Genomic DNA, 21,255 nt, shown 5'->3' with positions numbered 1-21,255 from the left:
GGCGTCTGACCAGGAAGAAGGAGGGGTTACCCGGCTGATCTTGTGGCAACACGCGAATGTTGTGCAGCTCTCATCGCGCTGGCCGAAGTTGAACGTTCGGTTACGCTAACTCAGCCGTAACGGGCCTCGACGTTCGCTGCAATGTCGCTCAGCGCTGGGAAATCGTTACGCTTCCATGACCTGGATCACCCATTGGATGGTGTCCCCGGGTTTCGCGGCTGTTAAAGTCGCGTCAACACGCGGGCCATCGTCGTCCCGTGCTCCCACCTGTTGGTTCGAGGTCTGAGCACGAGGACTTTAGTTCTTTACGCGAGGACGACGAAGGAGGTCTGCGCAGTGATCTTCTCCGCCATCCCCGGCCCCCAGGGTCTCTACGACCCCGCTGATGAACGCGACGCCTGTGGTGTCGCGATGGTGGCCGACATCCAGGGCAGGCGTTCCCACGGCATCGTGAGCGACGCGCTCACCGCCCTGGCCAACCTGGAACACCGTGGCGCAGCCGGAGCAGAGCCCACCTCGGGCGACGGCGCCGGCATCCTGCTCCAGCTGCCGGACGAGTTCCTGCGCGCTGTCGTCGACTTCGACCTGCCGCAGCGCGGCGGGTACGCGGCGGGAATCGCTTTCCTGCCGTTCGAGGCCGAGGACCGCGAGGCCGCGCGGGAGCAGATCGAGCGCATCGCCGTCGAGGAGAACCTCGAGGTGCTCGGCTGGCGCGACGTCCCGGTCGACGCCGAGAAGGCGAACGTGGGCCCGACGGCGCTGTCCGTGGCACCGCACTTCGCCCAGCTCTTCGTGAAGGGCACGCGCGACGAGACCGGCGTCGCCCTGGACCGCCTGACCTTCTGCCTGCGCAAGCGCGTGGAGCACGAGGGCAGCGTGTACTTCCCGTCGCTGTCGGCGCGCACGATCGTCTACAAGGGAATGCTGACGACCGAGCAGCTGCCGGCGTTCTTCCCCGACCTGCACGACGAGCGGCTGCGGTCGGCGATCGCGCTGGTGCACAGCCGGTTCTCCACCAACACCTTCCCGTCGTGGCCGCTGGCGCACCCGTTCCGGTTCGTCGCCCACAACGGTGAGATCAACACCGTGCGCGGCAACCGCAACCGCATGCGCGCCCGCGAGGCACTGCTGGAGAGCGACCTCATCCCCGGCGACCTCGCGCGGCTGTTCCCCATCTGCGATCCGGACGGCTCGGACTCCGCGTCGTTCGACGAGGTGCTGGAGCTGCTGCACCTCGGCGGCCGCAGCCTGCCGCACGCGGTGCTGATGATGATCCCGGAGGCGTGGGAGAACCACGCCACGATGGACCCGAAGCGCCGCGCGTTCTACCAGTTCCACGCCTCGCTGATGGAGCCGTGGGACGGCCCGGCGTGCGTCACGTTCACCGACGGCGAGGTCGTCGGCGCGGTGCTCGACCGCAACGGCCTGCGCCCCGCCCGCTGGTGGCAGACCGCCGACGGCCGCGTCGTGCTGGCCTCCGAGTCCGGTGTGCTGGACGTGCCGTCCGACCAGGTCGTCGCCAAGGGCCGGCTGCAGCCGGGCCGGATGTTCCTCGTGGACACCGCCCAGGGCCGCATCGTCGACGACGAGGAGTTCAAGTCGGGCCTCGCCTCCGAGCAGCCCTACGACGAGTGGCTGCACGCGGGCCTGCTCGACCTCGCCGACCTCGCCGCCCGCGAGCACGTGGTGCAGAGCCACGAGTCGGTCGTGCGCCGCCAGCTCACCTTCGGCTACACCGAGGAGGAGCTGCGCATCCTGCTCACGCCCATGTCGGTCATGGGCCAGGAGCCGCTCGGCTCCATGGGCACGGACACCCCGGTCGCCGCGCTGTCGCAGCGCTCCCGGCTGCTCTACGACTACTTCGTGCAGAACTTCGCCCAGGTCACGAACCCGCCGCTGGACGCGATCCGCGAGGAGATCGTCACCTCGGTCAAGCGCGTGATGGGCCCCGAGCAGAACCTGCTCGACCCCGGTCCCGTCTCCTGCCGGCACGTCACCCTCGACTACCCGGTGATCGACAACGACGAGCTCGCCAAGCTCATCCACATCAACGACGACGGCGACCTGCCCGGCTTCGCGTGCACCGTCCTGTCCGGACTGTACGAGGTGGACGGTGGCGGCGACGCGCTGGCCGCGGCGGTCGAGCGGGTGCGCCGCGAGGCGTCCGAGGCCATCGCGAACGGCGCCCGCACGCTGGTGCTGAGCGACCGCGACTCCGACCACCGGATGGCGCCGATCCCGTCGCTGCTGCTGGTCTCCGCGGTGCACCACCACCTGGTGCGCACCAAGGAACGCCTGCGCGTCGCGCTCGTCGTCGAGTCCGGCGACTGCCGCGAGGTCCACCACGTCGCCGCCCTGCTGAGCTACGGCGCCGCCGCGGTCAACCCGTACCTCGCGTTCGAGACGATCGAGGACCTGATCAGCCAGGGCGCCATCACCGGCGTCCCGGCGCACAAGGCGATCCGCAACTACGTCAAGGCGCTCGTCAAGGGCGTCCTGAAGATCATGTCGAAGATGGGCATCTCGACGGTCGGCGCCTACACCGCCGCGCAGATCTTCGAGGCCGTCGGCCTGTCGAACGACCTGCTCGACGAGTACTTCACCGGCACGCAGTCCAAGCTCGGCGGTGCCGGCATGGACGTGCTCGCCGAGGAGGTGGCGCTGCGCCACCGGCGCGCGTACCCGGACAACCCGACCGACCGCGCGCACCGCCGCCTCGAGGTGGGCGGTGACTACCAGTACCGCCGCGAGGGCGAGCTGCACCTGTTCACGCCGGAGACGGTGTTCCTGCTGCAACACGCCACGAAGACGCGCAAGGAGGACGTCTTCCGCCAGTACACGGCGGAGGTCGAGCGCATCTCCCGGCAGGGCGGCACGCTGCGCGGCCTGTTCAAGTTCCGCACCGAGGGCCGCACGCCGATCCCGATCGACGAGGTCGAGCCGGTCAGCGCGATCGTCAAGCGCTTCAACACCGGCGCCATGTCCTACGGCTCGATCTCGGCCGAGGCGCACGAGACGCTGGCCATCGCGATGAACCGCCTCGGCGGCCGGTCGAACAGCGGCGAGGGCGGCGAGGACCGCGAGCGCCTGTACGACCCGGAACGCCGTTCCGCGGTCAAGCAGGTCGCGAGTGGACGGTTCGGCGTCACGAGCGAGTACCTCGTGAACGCCACGGACATCCAGATCAAGATGGCGCAGGGCGCGAAGCCCGGCGAGGGCGGCCAGCTGCCCGGCTTCAAGGTCTACCCGTGGGTGGCGCGCACCCGGCACTCCACGCCCGGCGTGGGCCTGATCTCGCCGCCGCCGCACCACGACATCTACTCGATCGAGGACCTGGCGCAGCTCATCCACGACCTCAAGAACGCCAACGAGCAGGCCCGCGTCCACGTGAAGCTGGTCTCCTCCATCGGCGTCGGCACGGTCGCGGCGGGCGTGGCCAAGGCGCACGCGGACGTCGTGCTCATCTCGGGCTACGACGGCGGCACCGGTGCCTCGCCGATGAACTCGCTCAAGCACGCGGGCACGCCGTGGGAGATCGGCCTCGCCGAGACCCAGCAGACGTTGCTGCTCAACGGGTTGCGCGACCGCATCACCGTCCAGGTCGACGGCGCGATGCGCACCGGCCGCGACGTCGTGGTCGCCGCGCTGCTCGGTGCCGAGGAGTTCGGCTTCGCCACGGCACCGCTGATCGTCGCGGGCTGCGTGATGATGCGCGTCTGCCACCTGGACACCTGCCCGGTCGGCGTCGCCACGCAGAACCCCGACCTGCGCGCCCGCTACACCGGCCAGGCCGACCACGTCGTGAACTTCTTCGAGTTCATCGCGCAGGAGGTCAGGGAGCTGCTGGCGGAGCTGGGCTTCCGCACGATCGACGAGGCCGTCGGCCACGCCGAGCTGCTCGACAAGGACGAGGCGATCGAGCACTGGAAGATCGAGGGCCTGAACCTCGACCCGGTCTTCGAGGTGCCCGAGACGCCGTACCCCACGGCCAAGCGCCGCGTCCGCGACCAGGACCACGGCCTCGACCGGGCCCTGGACCGCACGCTCATCCAGCTCGCGGAGGCGGCTCTGGAGGACGCGCACCAGGTGAAGCTGGAGCTGCCGGTCCGCAACGTCAACCGCACCGTCGGCACGTTGCTGGGCGCCGAGGTCACCCGCCGCTACGGCGGCGAGGGCCTGGAGGACGACACGATCCACGTGAAGCTCACGGGTTCGGCCGGCCAGTCGCTCGGCGCGTTCCTGCCGCGCGGCATCACGCTGGAGATGGTCGGCGACGCCAACGACTACGTCGGCAAGGGCCTGTCCGGCGGCCGGATCGTCGTCCGCCCGCACGACGACGCGCCGTTCCGCGCGGAGCTGCAGGTGATCGCGGGCAACGTGATCGGCTACGGCGCCACGTCGGGTGAGATCTTCCTGCGCGGCCGGGTCGGCGAACGCTTCTGCGTCCGCAACTCCGGTGCCACGCTGGTGGCCGAGGGCGTGGGCGACCACGCGTTCGAGTACATGACCGGAGGCCGTGCCGTCGTGCTCGGCCCGACCGGTCGCAACGTCGCGGCCGGCATGTCCGGCGGCATCGCGTACGTGTTGGACCTGGACCCGTTGTCGGTGAACCAGGAGATGGTGCAACTGCAGCGCCTCAGCGCCGAGGACCTGCGTTGGCTCAAGGACGTCGTCACCAGGCACCACGAGCTGACCGGCTCCGCCGTCGCGGCCTCGCTGCTCGGTGACTGGACCCGTCGAGCCGGTGCGTTCACGAAGGTCATGCCCGGCGACTACCAGCGCGTTCTCGAGGCCATGCGCCTCGCCCGCGCCGAGGGCCGGGACGTTGACGCGGCTGTCATGGAGGCGTCTCGTGGCTGATCCACAGGGTTTTCTCAAGCACTCCCGCTCCGACGCGCCCAAGCGCCCGAAGCCGGAACGGTTGCAGGACTGGAACGAGGTCTACCTCCAGGAGGCCCCGGAGGAGCGCAACGCCGCCGTGCGCACGCAGGCGACGCGGTGCATGGACTGCGGCATCCCGTTCTGCCACAGCGGAACCGCCGGTTGCCCGCTCGGGAACCTGATCCCGGAGTGGAACGACCTGGTGCGCCGCGGCGACTGGGAGCTCGCCTCCGACCGGCTGCACGCCACCAACAACTTCCCGGAGTTCACCGGGCGGCTGTGCCCGGCACCGTGTGAGGCCGCCTGCGTGCTGGCGATCTCCCACGATGCCGGTGGTGCCGTGGCGATCAAGCGGGTCGAGGAGACCATCGCGGACATGTCGTGGGAGAACGGCTACGTGCAGCCGTCCACGGCCGCGGTGTCCTCCGGCAAGCGCGTCGCGGTCGTCGGGTCCGGTCCCGCCGGTCTCGCCGCCGCCCAGCAGCTGACCCGCGCGGGTCACGAGGTCGTCGTCTACGAACGCGACGACCGCCTCGGCGGCCTGCTGCGCTACGGCATCCCCGAGTTCAAGATGGAGAAGAAGGTCCTCGACCGCAGGCTGTCCCAGCTGCGCAAGGAGGGCACCAGGTTCGTCACCGGCTGCGAGGTCGGCGTCGACATCACCGTCGAGCAGCTGCGCTCGGACTTCGACGCCGTCGTGCTCGCCGTCGGCGCGCTGCGCGGCCGTGACGACAAGTCCACGCCCGGCCGCGACCTCGACGGCATCCACCTCGCGATGGACCACCTGGTCCCCGCGAACCGGGCCTGCGAGGGCGACGGGCCGAGCGGGATCTCGGCCGAGGGCAAGCACGTCATCGTCATCGGCGGTGGCGACACCGGCGCAGACTGCTACGGCACCGCGACCCGCCAGGGCGCGCTGTCCGTGACGCAGCTCGACCAGTACCCGATGCCGCCGTCGGTCCGCGACGACGACCGTTCGCCGTGGCCGGTGTGGCCGCACGTCCTGCGCACGTACCCCGCGCACGAGGAGGCCGGCGAACGCCGCTTCACCGTGGCGGTCCGCCGCTTCGTCGGCGACGAAGCCGGCCACGTGCGGTTCATCGAGCTGCAGCAGGTGCGCGTCGAGCGGGACTCCTCCGGCCGCCGCCAGGTCGTGCCGGTGTCCGACGAGGTCGAGCTGCTGCCCGCGGACATGGTGCTGCTCGCCATCGGCTTCGAGGGTGTCGAGCACATGAAGGTCCTCGACGACTTCGGCATCCCGCTGTCGTCGCGCGGCACCATCTCGTGCGGCTCCGACTGGCAGACGACCGCCCCCGGCGTCTTCGTCTGCGGCGACGCCCACCGCGGCGCCTCGCTGGTGGTCTGGGCGATCGCCGAGGGCCGGTCCGTGGCGCACGCCGTGGACAGGTTCCTCACCGGCTCGTCCAACCTGCCCTCGCCCGTGATCCCCAACCAGCTTCCGCTCGCCGTGGTCTGACAACGACGTCCGACCAGCGGTCAGCAGCATGGCGCCCCGGCCCCGACAACGACGTCGGACCGGGGCGTTCGCCTTTCAGCGGACGGGGTGGCCGATGGCCGCCACCCGGTCCGCCACCGCGGCCAGGGTCGTGGCGGGGTTGAGCGCGGTCACCACGTCCGAAGTCAGCGACCGCCCGGCGTACACGTGCCGCACCGCGCCGAGGTCGACCGGCATCTCGTAGTAGTCCCGCGCCCAGTCCTGATAGGACTCCGGCGTGCGGTCGGTCAGCAGCGCGAACAGCCAGTCCGCCCCGTCCTGGTCGTCGTCGGGGAAGTCGATCTCCCCGTGCTGCCAGGCGGTGTCGTCGGTGCGCCGCCACAGGCACACCGTGCTGCGCGGGACGCCCTCGTCGCAGAACGCCGGCTCCTCCACGCACTGCCGGAACACCTCGGGCACGGCGTCGACGACACCGGGCCACGGCTGGTCGTCGTCGGTGGCATAGGGACTCATCGGCGACTCGTGGTCGAAACCGCGCACGTACGCGCCCGCCGCCGTGAACACGACGGAGTACTCGTTGCCCGAACCGTCGTCCATGGACGCCAGCTCCTCACCGGGTGCCCACGAGGCGTCGAACCGGTGGCGCCGGACGTCGTCGTCCGGGTTCAGCACGAGGTCCAGAACGGCAAGCGAACGGCACAACGCGCGCAGTTCCTCGATGGCGGGCAGGAGCCGGGCGACGTCGTAGGCGGTCACGCCGTCATCCAAGCAGTTCCGCGCCGGTAAAAGTCCGCGTGAGGTGTCCTTCGTGATGGGAACGAGAAAGGTTCGGCCCTTCGCTGATGATTTGCGCCACAAACTGAATGGAGGACTAGGGTGTGTGTCAGGCGTGAGCGTCGTTCCACTCCGTGAAACGCGAAGCACCTTTCGGGTGAATTTGCCGGTTGAGACGGTGCAATCGCGCCCCCGTTAACCCATTGGTCATCCGCTCGGGTAAAACTGGAAGTGCGAGATCAACTCGGTCGGGGGGTGAACCATGCGCAGTGTGTTGCTGGCCGTCGTGGTCGCCCTGTGCGCCGTGCTGGCCCCGGCGGTGTCGACCGCGTCGATCGGCGCGCCGCCGCCCAAGTCCAAGACGTCGGCCCCGAAGGAAGAGGCGCCGCGCGAGGAGCGCGAGCCGAGCCGGTTGCGCCTGCTGACGGCCTCTTCGGCGGTTGAACGTTCATCCACCGTGGCCAAGCCCCGTGAGGTGGCCCTCGCGCCGCGCGTCGAGGCGGCCGGTGCCAAGCCGGTTCCCGCCGCCGAACCGACAGCGGTCTGGCGCACACCACCCGCACTGCAGGTGTTCCGGAACTGATCGGTCCCCGCCGGTCGGTTCCAACTGAACACAGATCTCAACCCCAGCAGTGAGGGATTCCCGTGGACTTCCACCGCTTTGTTCAGCATGCCCGCGCACACGCCAAGTCGCGGCCCCAGGCCATTGGCGAGCAGCTCGCGCGGGGGCAGAAGCCGTCGACGATGTTCATCACGTGTGCCGACTCGCGCATCGTCACCGCGGCCATCACCGGCGCGGAACCGGGCTCTCTCTTCGAGCTCAGGACGGCGGGCAACGTCATTCCGCCGTATTCGCTGAACGCGCCCACGAGTGAGATGGCGACGATCGAGTTCGCCGTCCTGCAGCTCGGCGTCAGCGAGATCGTCGTGTGCGGGCATTCGCACTGCGGTGCGGTGATGGCGCTCAACGGCGCCGCGATCGACCACCTGCCGGCCATGCGCGGCTGGCTCGGTGAGCAGCGGCCGCGCAGCTCCGCGGACCCGGCCCTGCGCGGTGAGGGGCAGGAGCACGTGCGCGCGCAGCTGAGGGCGTTGCTCGACTACCCGTTCGTGGCGGAGAAGGTCGACCGAGGCGAGCTCCGCGTGCACGGCTGGTTCTACGACATCGAGACCGGCGAGGTCTCCGCGTGCGCCGAGCACGCGTTCCTGCCGCTGTAGGGGGGCGGGGTCCGGATGAAGAACAAGGTGTGGGCCGACCTGGGTGCGTCGGTCGTCGTCTTCCTCGTGGCGCTGCCGCTGTGCGTCGGTGTGGCGGTGGCGTCGGGGGTGCCGGCCGAGCTCGGGATCGTGACGGGCGTGGTCGGCGGGATCGTCGTCGGGTTGCTGCCGGGCAGCACGATGCAGGTGAGCGGACCGGCGGCCGGGTTGACCGTGCTGGTGGCGGACGCGGTCGGCACGCACGGGATCGCCGCGCTCGGCGTGATCGTGCTCGGCGCCGGACTGCTGCAGGTGGTCCTGGGCCTGGCGCGGTGCGGGCGGTGGTTCCGCGCGATCTCGCCGTCGGTGGTGCAGGGCATGCTCGCGGGCATCGGCCTGGTGCTGGTGCTGGGGCAGCTCTACCCGCTGGTCGGCGCGCAGGCGCCGGCCACGACGGGGGAGAAGGTCGCGGGACTGGTCGACCTCGCGGTGACGCCCGCGGCGGTGCTGCTGGGCGTCGCGACGATCGCGATCATGCTGCTGTGGCAGCGGTTCGCCTGGCGTGCGGTGCCGGGTGTGCTCATCGGAGTGGTGGTCTGCACCGCGGTCGCCGAGGTGGCGGGGCTGCCGGTGGCGCGGATCCAGGTCGGTGAGCTGGCCACGGACGTGCACCTGCCGGAGTTCTCGCTGCTCGGCGCCGGGGTGGTCGGCTCCGCGGTGGTGTTCGCGCTGGTGGCCTCCGCGGAGAGCCTGTTCAGCGCGGCCGCGGTGGACCGGATGCACGAGGGGCCGCGGACGAAGTACGACCAGGAGCTGGTGGCGCAGGGCGTGGGCAACACGATCTGCGGCCTGCTCGGCGCACTGCCGATGACGGCGGTGATCGTGCGCAGCTCCGCCAACGTGGCGGCGGGCGCGCGGACGAAGGCGTCACGGGTGCTGCACGGCGTGTGGCTGCTGCTGTTCGTGGTGGCGCTGCCGGGGCTGCTCGCGCTGATCCCGGTGGCCGTGCTCGCCGCCGTGCTGGTGCACGCCGGGTGGAAGCTGCTCGGGCTCAAGCAGGTCGTCGCGCTGTGGCGCACCGACCGGGCCGAGGGAGCGGTCCTGGTGCTCACGGCCGGGCTCATCGTCGCCACGGACCTGCTGACCGGCACGCTGGTCGGCCTGCTCGCGGCGATCGTGAAGACCGCCTGGGACGTGTCCCGGCTGTCGGTGGTCGTCACCCCGGACGGGCTGGAGCTGAAGGGCAACGCCACGTTCCTGCGGCTGCCGAACCTGCTCGACGTGCTCGACGGCGTCGACAGGGACCACGTCAGGATGGACCTGAGCGGGGTCCGGCACCTCGACCAGGCCTGCGTGCAGGCGATCGACCAGTGGGTCGACGAGTCCCGCCGCGCGGGCCGCACCGTCGAGCTGGTCGGCAGGTAGTGCGGGGCCCGGTGCCGCGGCCGGCTGTGGTCGCGGCACTGGGCCGTTCGGGTGTACGCCGCTAACGGTCGTGGTGACACTGTCGATCCTGCAGGTGAGTCACAGGGGGCGACACATGACCAGCACAGCGGTGCAGACGGGCTTCGACACCGGGTTCCTCGGCACGGACGCCGGGATTCCGGTGCTGACCGGGGCGGGCGCCGAGGACGCGGTCGAGCTGAACGGCTCGACCACCATCGACTACACCCACTTCTCGCTCGCGCTGAGCAGGTCGCGCAGGTTCGCGAGCTGGGTGGCGTGGAACATCGACGGTGCCGCCATGAAGGCGTTGAGCCGCACCGGCATCCCGTTCGTCAAGGACCCGAGGGTGCCCGCGGAGTTCCAGACCGGTGACGAGCTCTACCGAGACAACCGGCTCGACCGCGGCCACATCGCGCGCCGCGCCGACCTGTGCTGGGGGCCGACGGCGGAGGCGAAGAAGGCCAACCGGGACTCCTTCTTCTTCACGAACATCACCCCGCAGATGGACGACTTCAACCAGAGCACCAAGGAAGGCCTCTGGGGGCGGCTGGAGGACGCGGTGCTCGCCGACGTCGACGTGGACGACCTGAGGGTGAGCGTCTACGGCGGACCGGTGTTCAACGTCGACGACCGGGTGTTCCGCGGTGTCCCGATCCCGCGCGAGTTCTTCAAGGCCATCGCGTTCGTCGTGGACGGCGAGCTGCGTTGCAGCGCGTTCCTGCTCACCCAGAACCTCGTGCTGGCCGAGGCGCTCGACCTCGACGAGTTCCGGGTGTTCCAGGTGTCGCTGACCGAGCTCGAACAGCGGGTGAGCTTCACGTTCCCGGCCGAGCTGCACGCCGCCGACACGTCCGCCGTGCAGCCGCAGGACGCGTCGCAGCGCCCGCCGCTGGGCAGCCTCGCCGACATCAGGTGGTGATCCGCAGCCCCGGCAGCTCCCGGCGCAGCCCGGCCAGCCGGGCCGGTGACTCCGGCTGGTGCACGACGAGGTGCTCCAGCGCGGGCAGCACGCGCAGCTCGTCCGCCGCGGGCACCCCGAACACCTCCAGCGTCGTGATGGTCGGCCACCGCTCCAGCCCCGCCAGCGGGTAGGGCGGGCGGTGGTCGAGGGCCAGGTGCCGCAGCGCGGGCAACGCGGGCAGCGCCGCCAGACCGCCGTCCAGGCCCTCGTCGCGGACCTGCAACCGCCGCAGCGCACCGCCCTCCAGCGACGCGAGGTCGACCCGGCTGAAGTGCAGGTGCAGCTCATCGAGTCCCCGCACCGGCGCCAGGTCGAGCCGCCCCAGCGGCCGGCACCGGCTCAGGTGCAGCTCCCGCAGCGACCCCGACAATGCGAGCGGGGCCAGCTCGCGCACCACCTCGTTCTGCCACAGCTCCAGCCGGTTCAGCGCGGGCATGGCGCCCAGCGGGTCGAGCGGGTTGATGTTGCCGATGCACCGCACGTACCGCAGCTTCGCGAGGTGCGCGATGAACTGGATGCGGTGCCAGCCGCGGACGTCCACCCGCCGGTCGCCGAAGTCCACCCCGGACAGCACGGTCCGCGCGTAGTCCTCCGCGTCCGGGGTGTTCCGCCACGCCCTCAGCAGCTCGTCGACGACCATCACCTGGTCCACGGCCACGAACTCCGCGAGCCGCTCCCACGCGCCCTCACCGCCGATGTTCGCGAGCGTCCGCACGACGAACGCGGCCTCGGCCACCGCCTCCGGTCCCGGCAGCAGGTCCACGACGAACGACCCGGCCTCGGCCAGCGCGTCGGCGTGCGCGAAGCTCGTCGGCGGGATCAGCGCGGCCGCCGCCGACGTCACCTGCGCGCGTGCGGTCTCCGGTTCGATCACGTCGGCCTGCTCCAGGCACGCCAGCGCGAGCAGCCGCAGCCTGTCCCGGCCGCGTTCGTCCTTGCGCGTGTCGTCGTTGCCCGCCAGCAAGTCCATCAGCACCCTGGCCCGTTCGCGCGGCCGGGCGTGCGCGACGGCCATGACCACCACGTCGTGCCACTCGTCCAGGTGCGCCCGGTCCACCAGCAGGTTCAGGTCGCCCGCGTCCACGACCTCCTTGGCCGCCAGGTAGTCGCGGAACGTCCGGTGCACGAACTGCACCCGTTCCCCGGCCGCCTCCCGCAGCAGCCCGGCGCGTTCCAGCAGCCGCTGCATCGCCTCATCCGGGTCCACGTCGTGCGAGCGCAGGCCGCGCATCGCGTTCCCCAGCCGGTGCACCGCCTCCTCGCGCGGCACCATCAGCTCCCTGTTGCGCACCAGCGAGTACGCGAACCGCTGCAGCAGGACGAGCTGCTCCTCCTTGGAGAACGCCGGCAGCACCAGGCCGCGGTCCTCGTCCCAGCGCACCAGCAGCAGGTCCAGCGCCGCCTCGTACAGCGACCGCCGGTCCCGCGGCAGGTGCATGTTCCGGTCCTGGTGCAGCGCGCACAGCAGTCCCGCCAGCAGCGGGCTCGACGCGAGCCGCCGCAGGTCGGGGCGCTTCGCGAGGGTCGCCACCAGCCGCGTCTCGCACTCGGCGAGCCACACCCGCGCGTCCCGCGGCAGCCCCGGCTCGTCGCGCGCCGCCGTGTGCCAGGCCTCGACGAAGTCGCGGACCCCCTTGTCGCTCAACGGCAACAGGTCGAACGCCGCGAAACCGCAGTCCTCCAGCCAGTCCTCCGGCACCGCCGCCGGCCGGGTCGTGACCGCGTACCGCGCCTTCGGGTAGGCCGCCACGAGCTGCGCGAGCCACTGCCGCGCCTCGGCCCGCCGCTCCCACACCAGCTCGTCCACGCCGTCGACCAGGACCAGCGCCCTGCCCTCCCGCAGCCGCGCGGTCACCCACCCGGACGGCTTCTCCTCCTCGATCACGGCCGCGGTCCAGGCGATGAACTCCTCCGGCTTCGGCAACGCCGTGCACTGCCGCAGCGGCACGAAGAACGGCACCAGGCCGAGCCACTCGTCGCCGGAGGTCCTGGTCTCGCCCAGCGCGTTCATCGCGAGCCAGCGCAGGAACGTCGTCTTGCCCGCACCGGCGCCGCCGCGGACCAGCACCCGCGGCGTGTCCGCCAGTGCCGCCGCCACCGGCAGCCCGGCACCGGTCAGCTCGCCGGTGTCACCGACCCTGGCCACGGCCAGCGACACGTACGAGCTGTCGAACGAGTGCCGGCGCGGCGCCCGTCCCCGCGAGACCCCGAACACCTCCAGGCCGCCCAGCGCGTGCGCGACCTGCTCGGCGTACCGGTCCTCGAACTCGCGGTGCGCGGCGACCACGGCCGCGCGCTGCTGCTCGGGCAACCGCGCCACGGCGTCCGCGGTGCGCTGACCGAGCTGGAACATCGCCACGGCCAGCCGCCGCGCGTACTCCGGCTGCGACCGCACCAGCTCGACGATCGCGACGCACACCCGCGTGAGCAGCGCGTCGTAGCCGGCCGAGGCCGCCTCGGACAGCCCAGCCGCCCGCCGCACCGCCACCGACCTGGCCAGCACGTGCGCCCGCAGCGCCTCGGGCGTCAGCACCACGTGCAGCGCCTCGTCCTCGCGCAGCGGCAGCGCGGCCTCGACCGACTCGCGCACCGCGGCCACGGCGGCGCGCCACTCGTTCTCCGCGACCCCGCCGAGCTCACCGCGGGCGAGCTCGGTGCCGATCCGCTCGACCAGCGGACCCGGCCTGGTCAGCTCCCGCTGCCGCTTCTTGTCCCGCGCACCCTTGTGCGCCGCGTCGAAGAGCCCGAGCAGGAAGCGTTCCAGCACGGTCTCGAGCACCATCAGCAGTCCGGCGGAGAACGGGTCGGGCACGGTCCCCAGTATCAGCACGTGATCACCGGTGCGGCGGCGACTTCACCAGGTGTTCACCCGCCGGGCGCGTGCACCGCGCGGACGTGCTCGATGCGGAACTCCCGGCTCACACCGCCCTCGCAGTCCGCCGTCAGCACGCCGTCGAGGTGCTTGACCGGTGTGATCAGGACCGACTCCGTCTGCCGCGGGCCGCTCGCGTACCCGATGCGCACCGGCCGGCCGTCGACCAGCGCCGACGCGAGCCGCTGCACCTCCTCGTCGCGCAGGAAGACGTTCTGGTCGCGCAGCAGCCGCGCCGCGTTCGCCCTCGGCGTGCCCCGGCCGAGGACCTGCCGTTCCTGCTCCACCAGCCGCACCGCGAGCTGGGTGAGCTCCAGGTCGTCCAGCTCGGCGCGCTGCCGGTCCGGTCCGCGCTCACCGCGCGCGGGCGCCCGGTCCGGCCGTGAACGCTCCACAATGGACCGGTCAGCGCCGTCGACGCCCTTCGGCGCGTACCCGGCCGCGCGCAACGCCGCCAGCGTCTCGGGCATGGGCGCCGCGGACGCCAGCACGGTCGGCGCGAGGAACCGCAGTCCCAGCTGCGCCAGCGACCGGGACCGCGCGATCTCCCGCAGCAGCGCGGGGTCCTCCGCCCGCACGCAGCACGCGACCTCGGTCACCGTCAGCTGCCCGTGCCGCCGTGCCACGTCCTGCACCAGGTGCTCGACGGCCTGCGGCAGCGGCCCGTCCGCCACGACCCCCAGCCGCAGCAGCACCTCCTCGGACGGCAGCCCGGCGTCGAGCGCCCGCCGGATCGACTCCGCCGACAGCCGCCACACCCGCGCGGAGTCGCCGTCCTCCAGGTCCGCCACCAGGTCCAGCGTGGCGGCGAGCACCGTGCCCGGCAGGCCGTCCACCACCGCGGTCAGGTCCGCCAGGAACACCGCCCGGTCCGCGGCCGGCGGCATCAGCTCCACCGCGGCCGCCGCCACGTCACCGCCGTCGCGCACCGCCAGTCCCAGCGGCGTCAGCGCGCCACCCGCGACCAGCCCCAGCGCCTCCAGCTCGGTGATGACGACCGCCGTGGCCCGCAGGTCGTGCACGGCCGGGCGGGCCCACTCCAGCTCGGCGACCAGCTCACCGGGCTCCACGACCGCGTGGCCGGTGCTGAACGCCGCGAGCGTCGACCGCCGCAGCTCGGCGCCGCACTGCCCGGCGTAGTCGCGCAACGCCGCCCGCGCCTGTTCGGCGTCGGGCCGCCAGTCCATCCGCCGCCACGCCTCGACCAGCCGCGCGAGCCGGTCCCCGGGGTGCGCGTCCCGCCACGCGTCGGCGTGCCGCGTCGGCAGCAGGCGCCCGCGCTCCAGCCCCAGCAGCTGCGCCTCGACCGCCAGCTCCAGCCGCAGCCGCAGCACGCCGTCGGTGACCCGCAGAGCCCGCGCGACCCGCCGGATCTCCCCGGTCGCGACACCGCCGGTGTGGCGGGCCTCGAAGGCGTCCCGCTCGCAGTGCGCCAGCAGCCGCGCCACCCCGTCCACCGTGGACGTCGCGGGCCCGACCGGCGAGACCCGCGGCACCGGCCCGCGCCGCGCCGCCGGTGGCCGCGGCGTGAGGTGCGGCCGGGCGTGCAGGGCCCGCACCGAGTTGACCTCCTTGAGCACCGGCCCCTCCGGCCAGGCCAGCGCGCGCACCTTGAGCTCGGCGAACGCCCGGTCGAACTCCCGCACCGAGCACCGCAGCTCCGCGCACACCGCGTCGACGCTCGCCGAGCGGCCCAGCCGGACGATCGCGCCGAGCACGTCCACCGCGCCCTGGTCGAGGTCCTCCTCCGCGCGGTGCACCGAGTCGGGGTCCGTGAGCTGGTACGCGAGGTCCTTGAGGGTGCGCAGCAACCGGTCGCCCACGTCCCTGCGGTGTGTCAGCACCGCCGCCACCGCGTCCTGGTCGAGCCGCTGGAGCCAGTTCGCGAGCGCGGTGGTACGGCGTGGCATTCGTCCGAGTATGCCCCGACCGTCTGCGCTCAAACGAGTTTTCACGCATTCGGGCGTGCCGCCTAGGCTGACTCGGTGACGTTCGAAGGTTTCGGCGAGTACGCGATCGACTTCTACGACGGCCTGGTGCTGGACAACTCGAAGGCGTACTGGGACGACAACAGGGAGACCTACCTGCGCGACGTGCGCGCCCCCATGGAGGCGCTGCTGCTCGCGCTGGAGGGGGAGTTCGGTGAGGGCAAGGTGTTCCGGCCGTACCGCGACGTGCGGTTCGCCAAGGACAAGACGCCGTACAAGGACCACTGCGGCGCCGTGATCGAGAAGGGCCGCGGCGGCGGCGCGTACTACGTGCAGCTCAGCCCGGAGGGCCTGATGGTGGGCGGTGGCTCGTTCCACATGCAGTCCGACCAGCTGGCCCGCTACCGCGCCTCCGTCGACGCGCACGGCGTCCTGCTGCGCAAGGTCGTCGACAAGCTCGTCAAGCAGGGCTGGAAGCTGCACGGCGACGTGATGAGGTCGAAGCCGCGCGGGTTCGCCGACGACCACCCGCACCTCGACCTGCTCAAGCACCGGTCGATCTGGGTGCGCAAGGTCTGGGAGCCCGACGACGTGCTGCACGAGCCGGGCGCCCTGGACCGGGTGCGCAAGGCGTGGCGGCAGCTCAGGGACCTCAACGCGTGGTGCGAGGACCACGTCGGCGTGAGCGAGAAGCCGCGGCGATAGCCCAGCCGAGACCGATCCCGGCCACGTCCACCAGCGCGTCGAGGACGTCCCCGCTGCGGTGCAGCGGCGTGATGAGCTCCTGCAGCACCTCCGAGAGCCCCGCGTACGCCACCAGCGCCCACAGCACGTGAGGGATCTTCGCGTGCAGGCCGGTGAACGCGAGCAGGCCGAAGAGCACCAGGTGCACGACCTTGTCGGTGCCCGGCGGCGAGGAGGGCACACCTGACTCGGGGGTGAACAACACGACGACGCTGAGCAACGCGGCGAACACGAACGGGAACACTCGACCCATTGGCAGAACATTACCGAGGAGTAGTTCGGGATCGGTCCAGGAACGAGGACTACTCTCTCTACACGTGAGTCGACGCGCAAAGATCGTCTGTACCCTCGGTCCCGCCACTGGCACGCCCGAAAAGGTCCGTGACCTGGTAGCGGCCGGTATGGACGTGGCCAGGATGAACTTCAGCCACGGCAGCCATGCCGACCACAAGCAGGTCTACGACATGGTCCGCGCCGCAGCGGACGAGTCCGGTCGCGCCGTGGGCATCCTCGCCGACCTGCAGGGCCCCAAGATCCGGCTCGGCCGGTTCGCGGCCGGCCCTGTCGACTGGAACAACGGCGACATCGTCCGCATCACCGTCGAGGACGTCGAGGGCACGCACGACCGCGTGTCGACGACGTACAAAGAGCTCGCGAAGGACGCCAAGGTCGGCGACCGCCTGCTCGTGGACGACGGCAAGGTCGGCCTCGTGGTCGTCGAGGTCGAAGGCTCCGACGTCGTGTGCGAGGTCACCGAGGGCGGACCCGTCAGCAACAACAAGGGCCTCTCGCTGCCCGGCATGGACGTCTCCGTGCCGGCGCTGTCGGAGAAGGACATCGAGGACCTCGAGTTCGCGCTCTCGCTGGGCGTGGACTTCATCGCACTGTCGTTCGTCCGCTCGCCCGCCGACATCGACCTGGTCCACCAGGTCATGGACCGCGCGGGCAGCAAGCGCCTCCCGGTGATCGCGAAGATCGAGAAGCCGGAGGCCGTGGACAACCTCGAAGCCATCGTGCTGGCCTTCGACGGCGTCATGGTCGCCCGCGGCGACCTGGGCGTCGAGCTGCCGCTGGAGAGCGTGCCGCTGGTGCAGAAGCGCGCGATCCAGATCGCCCGCGAGAACGCCAAGCCGGTCATCGTCGCGACCCAGATGCTCGACTCGATGATCACGAACTCCCGCCCGACCCGCGCCGAGACGTCCGACGTCGCGAACGCGGTGCTCGACGGCGCGGACGCCCTGATGCTCTCCGGTGAGACCTCGGTCGGCCGCTACGCCATCGAGTCCGTGCAGACCATGGGCCGCATCATCGAGGCCGTCGAGACCGAGTCGGTCGTCGTGCCGCCGCTGACGCACGTCCCGCGCACCAAGCGCGGTGTGATCTCCTACGCGGCCCGCGACATCGGCGAGCGCCTCAACGCCAAGGCCCTGGTCGCGTTCACCCAGTCCGGCGACACCGTCCGCCGCCTGGCCCGCCTGCACACGCACCTGCCGCTGCTGGCGTTCACGCCGGAGCCGTCGGTGCGCTCGCAGCTGTCGCTGACGTGGGGCACCGAGACGTTCATCGTGCCGCGCGTGGAGTCCACCGACGAGATGGTCCGCCAGGTCGACGTGGCCATGCTGGAGATCGGCCGCTACCAGGCCGGTGACCTCATGGTGGTGGTCGCCGGATCGCCTCCTGGCACCATTGGGTCGACGAACCTCATCCGGGTGCACCGGCTGGGGGAGGAAGACCACGCGTAGGAGTGTTGGAACGTGACTGAGGCCGCCCGTGCCGCTGCCGCCGGACCACCCGGTGTGAGTGGCCAACCCGCAGTGGACGACCTGGTCGCGTTGCTCGACCTGGAACGCATCGAGGAGAACATCTTCCGCGGTGTGTCCCCCGCCGAGTCGCCGGTGCGCGTCTTCGGCGGGCAGGTCGCCGGTCAAGCCCTGGTGGCCGCGGGTCGGACCGTGCCGGTGGAACGACGGGTGCACTCGCTGCACTCGTACTTCATCCGGCCCGGCGACCCGCGGGTGCCGATCGTGTACGAGGTGGACCGCATCCGCGACGGCCGCTCGTTCACCACCCGCCGCGTCGTGGCCGTGCAGCACGGCAAGGCCATCTTCGCCCTCTCCGCCTCCTTCCAGCTGGAGGAGCAGGGCGTCGAGCACGCTTCCTCGATGCCCTCCGTGCCGGACCCGGAGACCTTGCCGACGTGGACCGAACAGGCCGCCGGCTACTCCCTGGTGAACTCGAAGTTCCCGCGCCCGATCGACGTGCGCTACGTCACCGAGCCGCCGTGGGAGTCCCGTGAGGACGGTCCCGGCGAGGCCGTGTCCCGCGTGTGGATGAAGGCCGACGGCAAGCTGCCGGACGACCCGATGCTGCACATCTGCGTGATGACCTACGCCTCGGACATGACGCTGCTGGACGGCGTCCTGGCCAAGCAGGGCGTCTACTGGGGACTGGACAAGGTCCTCGGCGCCTCCCTGGACCACGCGATCTGGTTCCACCGCCCGTTCCGCGCCGACGAGTGGCTGCTGTACGACACCGCCTCGCCGTCCGCCTCGGGGAACCGCGGGCTGGCGACCGGGCAGTTCTTCACGCAGGACGGGCAGCTGGTGGCCACGGTGGTGCAGGAGGGGCTGATCCGGGTCGTCAAGTCGGACTGAGGCCCTGTGTGAGTGATCAAGGGCGGGTCGTCGCACGTCGATGACCTGGCCGTGATCATCACGCTGGCCGACTACGACGCCCTGCCCGAGGAAGACTGCCGCCGCCACGAGCTGGTGGACGGGGTGCTGGTGGAGATGCCACCGCGCTATCCCGTGCACCAACGCGCGGTGCGCCTGCTGGCGGACCAGTTGGAGGACCAGCTGCCCGTCGAACTCGACGTCGTGCACGCGTTCGACGTCCTCCTCAAGGACAGTGCACGCCCGCTCATGCGCAAGCCGGACGTCGTCGTGGCTTCGAGCAAGCTCTTCGACGCCGGGGTGACGCGCTTCGACGCGGCGGACGTGGCGCTGGTGGTCGAGGTCCTGTCCGAGGAGTCGGAGGACGTGGACCTGCGGGTGAAGCCGCGCGAGTACGCCGCCGCAGGAATCCCGGACTACTGGGTGGTCGCGCTGGACGAGCCGGTCAGCATGGTCGCGCACTCCCTGGTGGACGGCCGGTACGAGCTGGCCGGAGGAGGCTCGCGGGTGCTCGACGTGCGCAGCCCGGCACCGATGACGGTGGACCTCGCCGCACTGGTTCGACGTCGCCTGATGGAGTAGCTCCTAGCACGCCTGTTCGAACCACCCGTGCGGGTCTTCAAGCCGGGTCGGACCTGAAGATCAAGCCGGATGAGTACGCTGCTGCGGGTATCCAGTACTACTGGATCGTCGATCTCAAGGACCCGATCAGCATGGCGGCACACGTTCTGGTCGACGGTCGCTACGAGTACGTCGGCGGCGGTACCGGGAAGGTCGAGCTCCTCAGTCCCGCACCACTGGTGGTCGACCTGGATGCGTTGACCCTCAACCGCTAGTCCGCGCGGCGCCGCCGGTGCGTCGGCCGCAGGGTCGCCGGCGGGGTCAGCGCCCGTGTCTCCACCCGCTCCAGCACCACCGACGACGTCAGGTTCCGCACCTCCGTCCGCGACGCGATCTTGTCCATCAGGAACGCCTGCAGGTGTGTGGAGTCCGCCACCGCGATGTGGATCAGGAAGTCAGCCTGCCCGGAGACGTGGAAGATCGACCGCGTCTCGGGCTGGGCCATCACGAACGCGCGGAACGCCGCCACCACCGGGCGCGTGTGCGGCCGCACGTTCACCGAGATGACGGCCTCCAGCGGCAGTCCGAGCACGGCTGGGTCGACGACGGCGTGCGAGCCCGTGATCACGCCCAGCTCGCGCAGCCGGCGCACCCGCTGCAGGCACGACGACGGGGCCAGGCCGACGATCTCGGCGAGCGACCGGTTCGGCAGGGTGGCGTCGTTCTGCAACTCCTCCAGGATGTGCCAGTCCACCGAATCCAGTTCGGCTTGTTCGCGCATAAGCGAACATCGTACTGACCAGGTGGAATGTGGCAGAACGAGTGGCGGACGATCCCGCCATGCACATCGCGTGGACGTCTTTCCTGCTGGCACTCGTGGTGATCACGGTCGTGCCCGGTCCCGACTTCGTCCTGATCATGGGGAACGCGGTGCGCAGCCTGAGGCTGGGCGTCACGGCGGCGCTGGGCGTGGTCACGGGGCTGCTCGTCCACGCGACGCTCGCGACCGTCGGACTGAGCGCGCTCGTGGTGGCGGTGCCGACCGCGCTCTTCCTCGTCAAGGCGGTCGGCGCGCTGTACCTGGCCCACCTCGGGTTCATGACGCTGAAGGGCGCGGGCAAGGAGCAGGAGCTGCCGCGCAGCGGTGGCAACGTGTTCCTGCGCGGCCTGCTCTGCGATCTGTTGAACCCCAAGGTGATGCTCACGTTCCTGAGCCTCATCCCGCAGGCGATGGACCCGAACAGCCCACCGCTGCCGCAGGCCGCGCTGCTGAGCGCCGTGACGGTCGGTGTGTTCGCGGGGTTCTGGGTGGTGGTGGTCCCGCTGGCTCGTCAGCTGGGCACGGTGCTGAGCAGGCCGAAGGTCCGCACGGCGTTCGAGCGGGTCTGTGGTACCGCTCTCATCGGGATGGCGGCGTCAGTTCTCGCCGCTTGAGTCCCACGAGACGCTCAGCTCGTCGCGCGTCCCGAACCGCACCAGGTGCCGTTCGACGACGTCGCGCAGCCGGGCGGCGTCCTCCTCCGAGGAGGCCTCGACGCGCAGCCGCAGCGCGTCCGGAAGAGCGGCGAAGGACGCCGTTCCCGCGGAGAAGCGGACGAAACCGCGTCCGTCCTCCCAGGACCCTTCCAGGTCCTTCTGCGTGAAGTGCTTGACCAGCTGGGACCCGTAGCGCTCGGCGCGGTCGGTCGCCGAGGTGCCCTCGCTCACGAACGTCATGAAAACCAACTTACGCCTTGCTGTACGTACCGTTGGGTGACGCGGTT

General features: G+C 71.1%; 18 protein-coding genes. 12 read left to right on the top strand and 6 right to left on the bottom strand.

Going from position 1 to position 21,255, the window contains the following annotated elements; translation table 11 throughout:
- Positions 1-336 precede the first annotated feature (336 nt).
- A complete protein-coding gene (gene gltB, locus AB0A63_RS14605; RefSeq protein WP_360390327.1) occupies positions 337-4,860 on the top strand; it encodes a glutamate synthase large subunit in 4,524 nt (1,507 codons plus the stop codon).
- Positions 4,853-6,358 (top strand): glutamate synthase subunit beta, encoded by a 1,506-nt coding sequence (locus AB0A63_RS14600; RefSeq protein WP_360390324.1) that lies wholly within the window; start codon positions 4,853-4,855, stop codon positions 6,356-6,358. The genes gltB and AB0A63_RS14600 overlap by 8 nt, the downstream gene beginning before the upstream one ends.
- Before the next feature lie 75 nt (positions 6,359-6,433).
- On the opposite strand, the gene AB0A63_RS14595 is transcribed toward AB0A63_RS14600, so the two are convergent.
- Positions 6,434-7,093 carry a hypothetical protein gene (locus AB0A63_RS14595; protein WP_360390321.1) on the bottom strand — a complete coding sequence of 220 codons (660 nt, stop codon included), beginning with the start codon at positions 7,091-7,093 and terminating at the stop codon, positions 6,434-6,436.
- Positions 7,094-7,373: 280 nt separating this feature from the next.
- Here AB0A63_RS14595 and AB0A63_RS14590 point away from each other — a divergent pair, with 280 nt between their 5' ends.
- From AB0A63_RS14590 to AB0A63_RS14575, 4 genes are all read left to right on the top strand, one after another.
- Positions 7,374-7,694, top strand: a complete 321-nt coding sequence (locus AB0A63_RS14590) for a hypothetical protein (protein WP_360390318.1) — start codon at positions 7,374-7,376, stop codon at positions 7,692-7,694.
- Between the two features lie 161 nt (positions 7,695-7,855).
- On the top strand, positions 7,856-8,329 hold the full coding sequence (locus AB0A63_RS14585) for a carbonic anhydrase (RefSeq protein WP_360390315.1): 474 nt from the start codon (positions 7,856-7,858) through the stop codon (positions 8,327-8,329).
- Between the two features lie 15 nt (positions 8,330-8,344).
- Positions 8,345-9,733 (top strand): SulP family inorganic anion transporter, encoded by a 1,389-nt coding sequence (locus AB0A63_RS14580; RefSeq protein ID WP_360390313.1) that lies wholly within the window; start codon positions 8,345-8,347, stop codon positions 9,731-9,733.
- Between the two features lie 115 nt (positions 9,734-9,848).
- The gene (locus AB0A63_RS14575) at positions 9,849-10,673 is read left to right on the top strand and encodes a DNA/RNA non-specific endonuclease (RefSeq protein ID WP_360390310.1); all 825 of its coding nucleotides are present in this window, start codon (positions 9,849-9,851) and stop codon (positions 10,671-10,673) included.
- Here the strand turns inward: AB0A63_RS14575 and AB0A63_RS14570 are convergent.
- Both AB0A63_RS14570 and AB0A63_RS14565 read right to left on the bottom strand, forming a co-directional pair.
- A complete protein-coding gene (locus AB0A63_RS14570; RefSeq protein ID WP_360390308.1) occupies positions 10,663-13,545 on the bottom strand; it encodes an NACHT domain-containing protein in 2,883 nt (960 codons plus the stop codon). The two genes, AB0A63_RS14575 and AB0A63_RS14570, sit on opposite strands and share 11 nt — an antisense overlap.
- Before the next feature lie 35 nt (positions 13,546-13,580).
- A complete protein-coding gene (locus tag AB0A63_RS14565) occupies positions 13,581-15,497 on the bottom strand; it encodes a helicase-associated domain-containing protein (RefSeq protein ID WP_360390306.1) in 1,917 nt (638 codons plus the stop codon).
- A 75-nt stretch (positions 15,498-15,572) separates the two neighbouring features.
- Between AB0A63_RS14565 and AB0A63_RS14560 the strand changes: the two genes are divergently transcribed.
- Entirely contained in the window at positions 15,573-16,220 is a 648-nt protein-coding gene (locus tag AB0A63_RS14560; protein ID WP_360390303.1) for a DUF2461 domain-containing protein, read from the top strand.
- Here AB0A63_RS14560 and AB0A63_RS14555 read toward each other — a convergent pair.
- Positions 16,168-16,512: a VanZ family protein gene (locus AB0A63_RS14555; protein WP_360390301.1), complete on the bottom strand. Its 345-nt coding sequence runs from the start codon at positions 16,510-16,512 to the stop codon at positions 16,168-16,170. The genes AB0A63_RS14560 and AB0A63_RS14555 overlap by 53 nt on opposite strands.
- A gap of 64 nt (positions 16,513-16,576) precedes the next feature.
- Here AB0A63_RS14555 and pyk point away from each other — a divergent pair, with 64 nt between their 5' ends.
- From pyk to AB0A63_RS14535, 4 genes are all read left to right on the top strand, one after another.
- Positions 16,577-18,001, top strand: a complete 1,425-nt coding sequence (gene pyk / locus AB0A63_RS14550; protein ID WP_360390298.1) for a pyruvate kinase — start codon at positions 16,577-16,579, stop codon at positions 17,999-18,001.
- A 12-nt stretch (positions 18,002-18,013) separates the two neighbouring features.
- Positions 18,014-18,913 carry an acyl-CoA thioesterase II gene (tesB, locus tag AB0A63_RS14545; RefSeq protein WP_360390296.1) on the top strand — a complete coding sequence of 300 codons (900 nt, stop codon included), beginning with the start codon at positions 18,014-18,016 and terminating at the stop codon, positions 18,911-18,913.
- Between the two features lie 12 nt (positions 18,914-18,925).
- A complete protein-coding gene (locus AB0A63_RS14540; RefSeq protein WP_360390293.1) occupies positions 18,926-19,513 on the top strand; it encodes a Uma2 family endonuclease in 588 nt (195 codons plus the stop codon).
- 131 nt (positions 19,514-19,644) lie between these two features.
- Entirely contained in the window at positions 19,645-19,767 is a 123-nt protein-coding gene (locus AB0A63_RS14535) for a hypothetical protein (RefSeq protein ID WP_360390290.1), read from the top strand.
- Here the strand turns inward: AB0A63_RS14535 and AB0A63_RS14530 are convergent.
- Complete coding sequence (locus tag AB0A63_RS14530) at positions 19,764-20,246, bottom strand: Lrp/AsnC family transcriptional regulator (RefSeq protein ID WP_360390287.1); 483 nt, start codon at positions 20,244-20,246, stop codon at positions 19,764-19,766. The two genes, AB0A63_RS14535 and AB0A63_RS14530, sit on opposite strands and share 4 nt — an antisense overlap.
- A 56-nt stretch (positions 20,247-20,302) precedes the next feature.
- Here AB0A63_RS14530 and AB0A63_RS14525 point away from each other — a divergent pair, with 56 nt between their 5' ends.
- Positions 20,303-20,926 carry a LysE family translocator gene (locus AB0A63_RS14525; protein WP_360390284.1) on the top strand — a complete coding sequence of 208 codons (624 nt, stop codon included), beginning with the start codon at positions 20,303-20,305 and terminating at the stop codon, positions 20,924-20,926.
- Here the strand turns inward: AB0A63_RS14525 and AB0A63_RS14520 are convergent.
- Entirely contained in the window at positions 20,909-21,208 is a 300-nt protein-coding gene (locus AB0A63_RS14520) for a DUF2218 domain-containing protein (protein ID WP_360390281.1), read from the bottom strand. The two genes, AB0A63_RS14525 and AB0A63_RS14520, sit on opposite strands and share 18 nt — an antisense overlap.
- Positions 21,209-21,255: the final 47 nt, after the last annotated feature.

The organism is Lentzea sp. NPDC042327 (genome assembly GCF_040647275.1).
GTDB lineage: Bacteria > Actinomycetota > Actinomycetes > Mycobacteriales > Pseudonocardiaceae > Lentzea.
The sequence above is the reverse complement of the archived record's forward strand: the minus strand, read 5'-3'. Positions and strand labels throughout refer to the sequence as shown.

What these genes read in the sequence shown, in the direction of transcription:
- AB0A63_RS14590 (WP_360390318.1), top strand. Translation starts at nt 7,374, where the DNA reads ATGCGCAGTGTGTTGCTGGCCGTCGTGGTCGCCCTGTGCGCCGTGCTG.
- AB0A63_RS14585 (WP_360390315.1), top strand. Translation starts at nt 7,856, where the DNA reads ATGTTCATCACGTGTGCCGACTCGCGCATCGTCACCGCGGCCATCACC.
- AB0A63_RS14580 (WP_360390313.1), top strand. Translation starts at nt 8,345, where the DNA reads ATGAAGAACAAGGTGTGGGCCGACCTGGGTGCGTCGGTCGTCGTCTTC.
- AB0A63_RS14575 (WP_360390310.1), top strand. Translation starts at nt 9,849, where the DNA reads ATGACCAGCACAGCGGTGCAGACGGGCTTCGACACCGGGTTCCTCGGC.
- AB0A63_RS14565 (WP_360390306.1), bottom strand. Translation starts at nt 15,497, where the DNA reads ATGCCACGCCGTACCACCGCGCTCGCGAACTGGCTCCAGCGGCTCGAC.
- AB0A63_RS14555 (WP_360390301.1), bottom strand. Translation starts at nt 16,512, where the DNA reads ATGGGTCGAGTGTTCCCGTTCGTGTTCGCCGCGTTGCTCAGCGTCGTC.
- AB0A63_RS14535 (WP_360390290.1), top strand. Translation starts at nt 19,645, where the DNA reads ATGGCGGCACACGTTCTGGTCGACGGTCGCTACGAGTACGTCGGCGGC.
- AB0A63_RS14520 (WP_360390281.1), bottom strand. Translation starts at nt 21,208, where the DNA reads ATGACGTTCGTGAGCGAGGGCACCTCGGCGACCGACCGCGCCGAGCGC.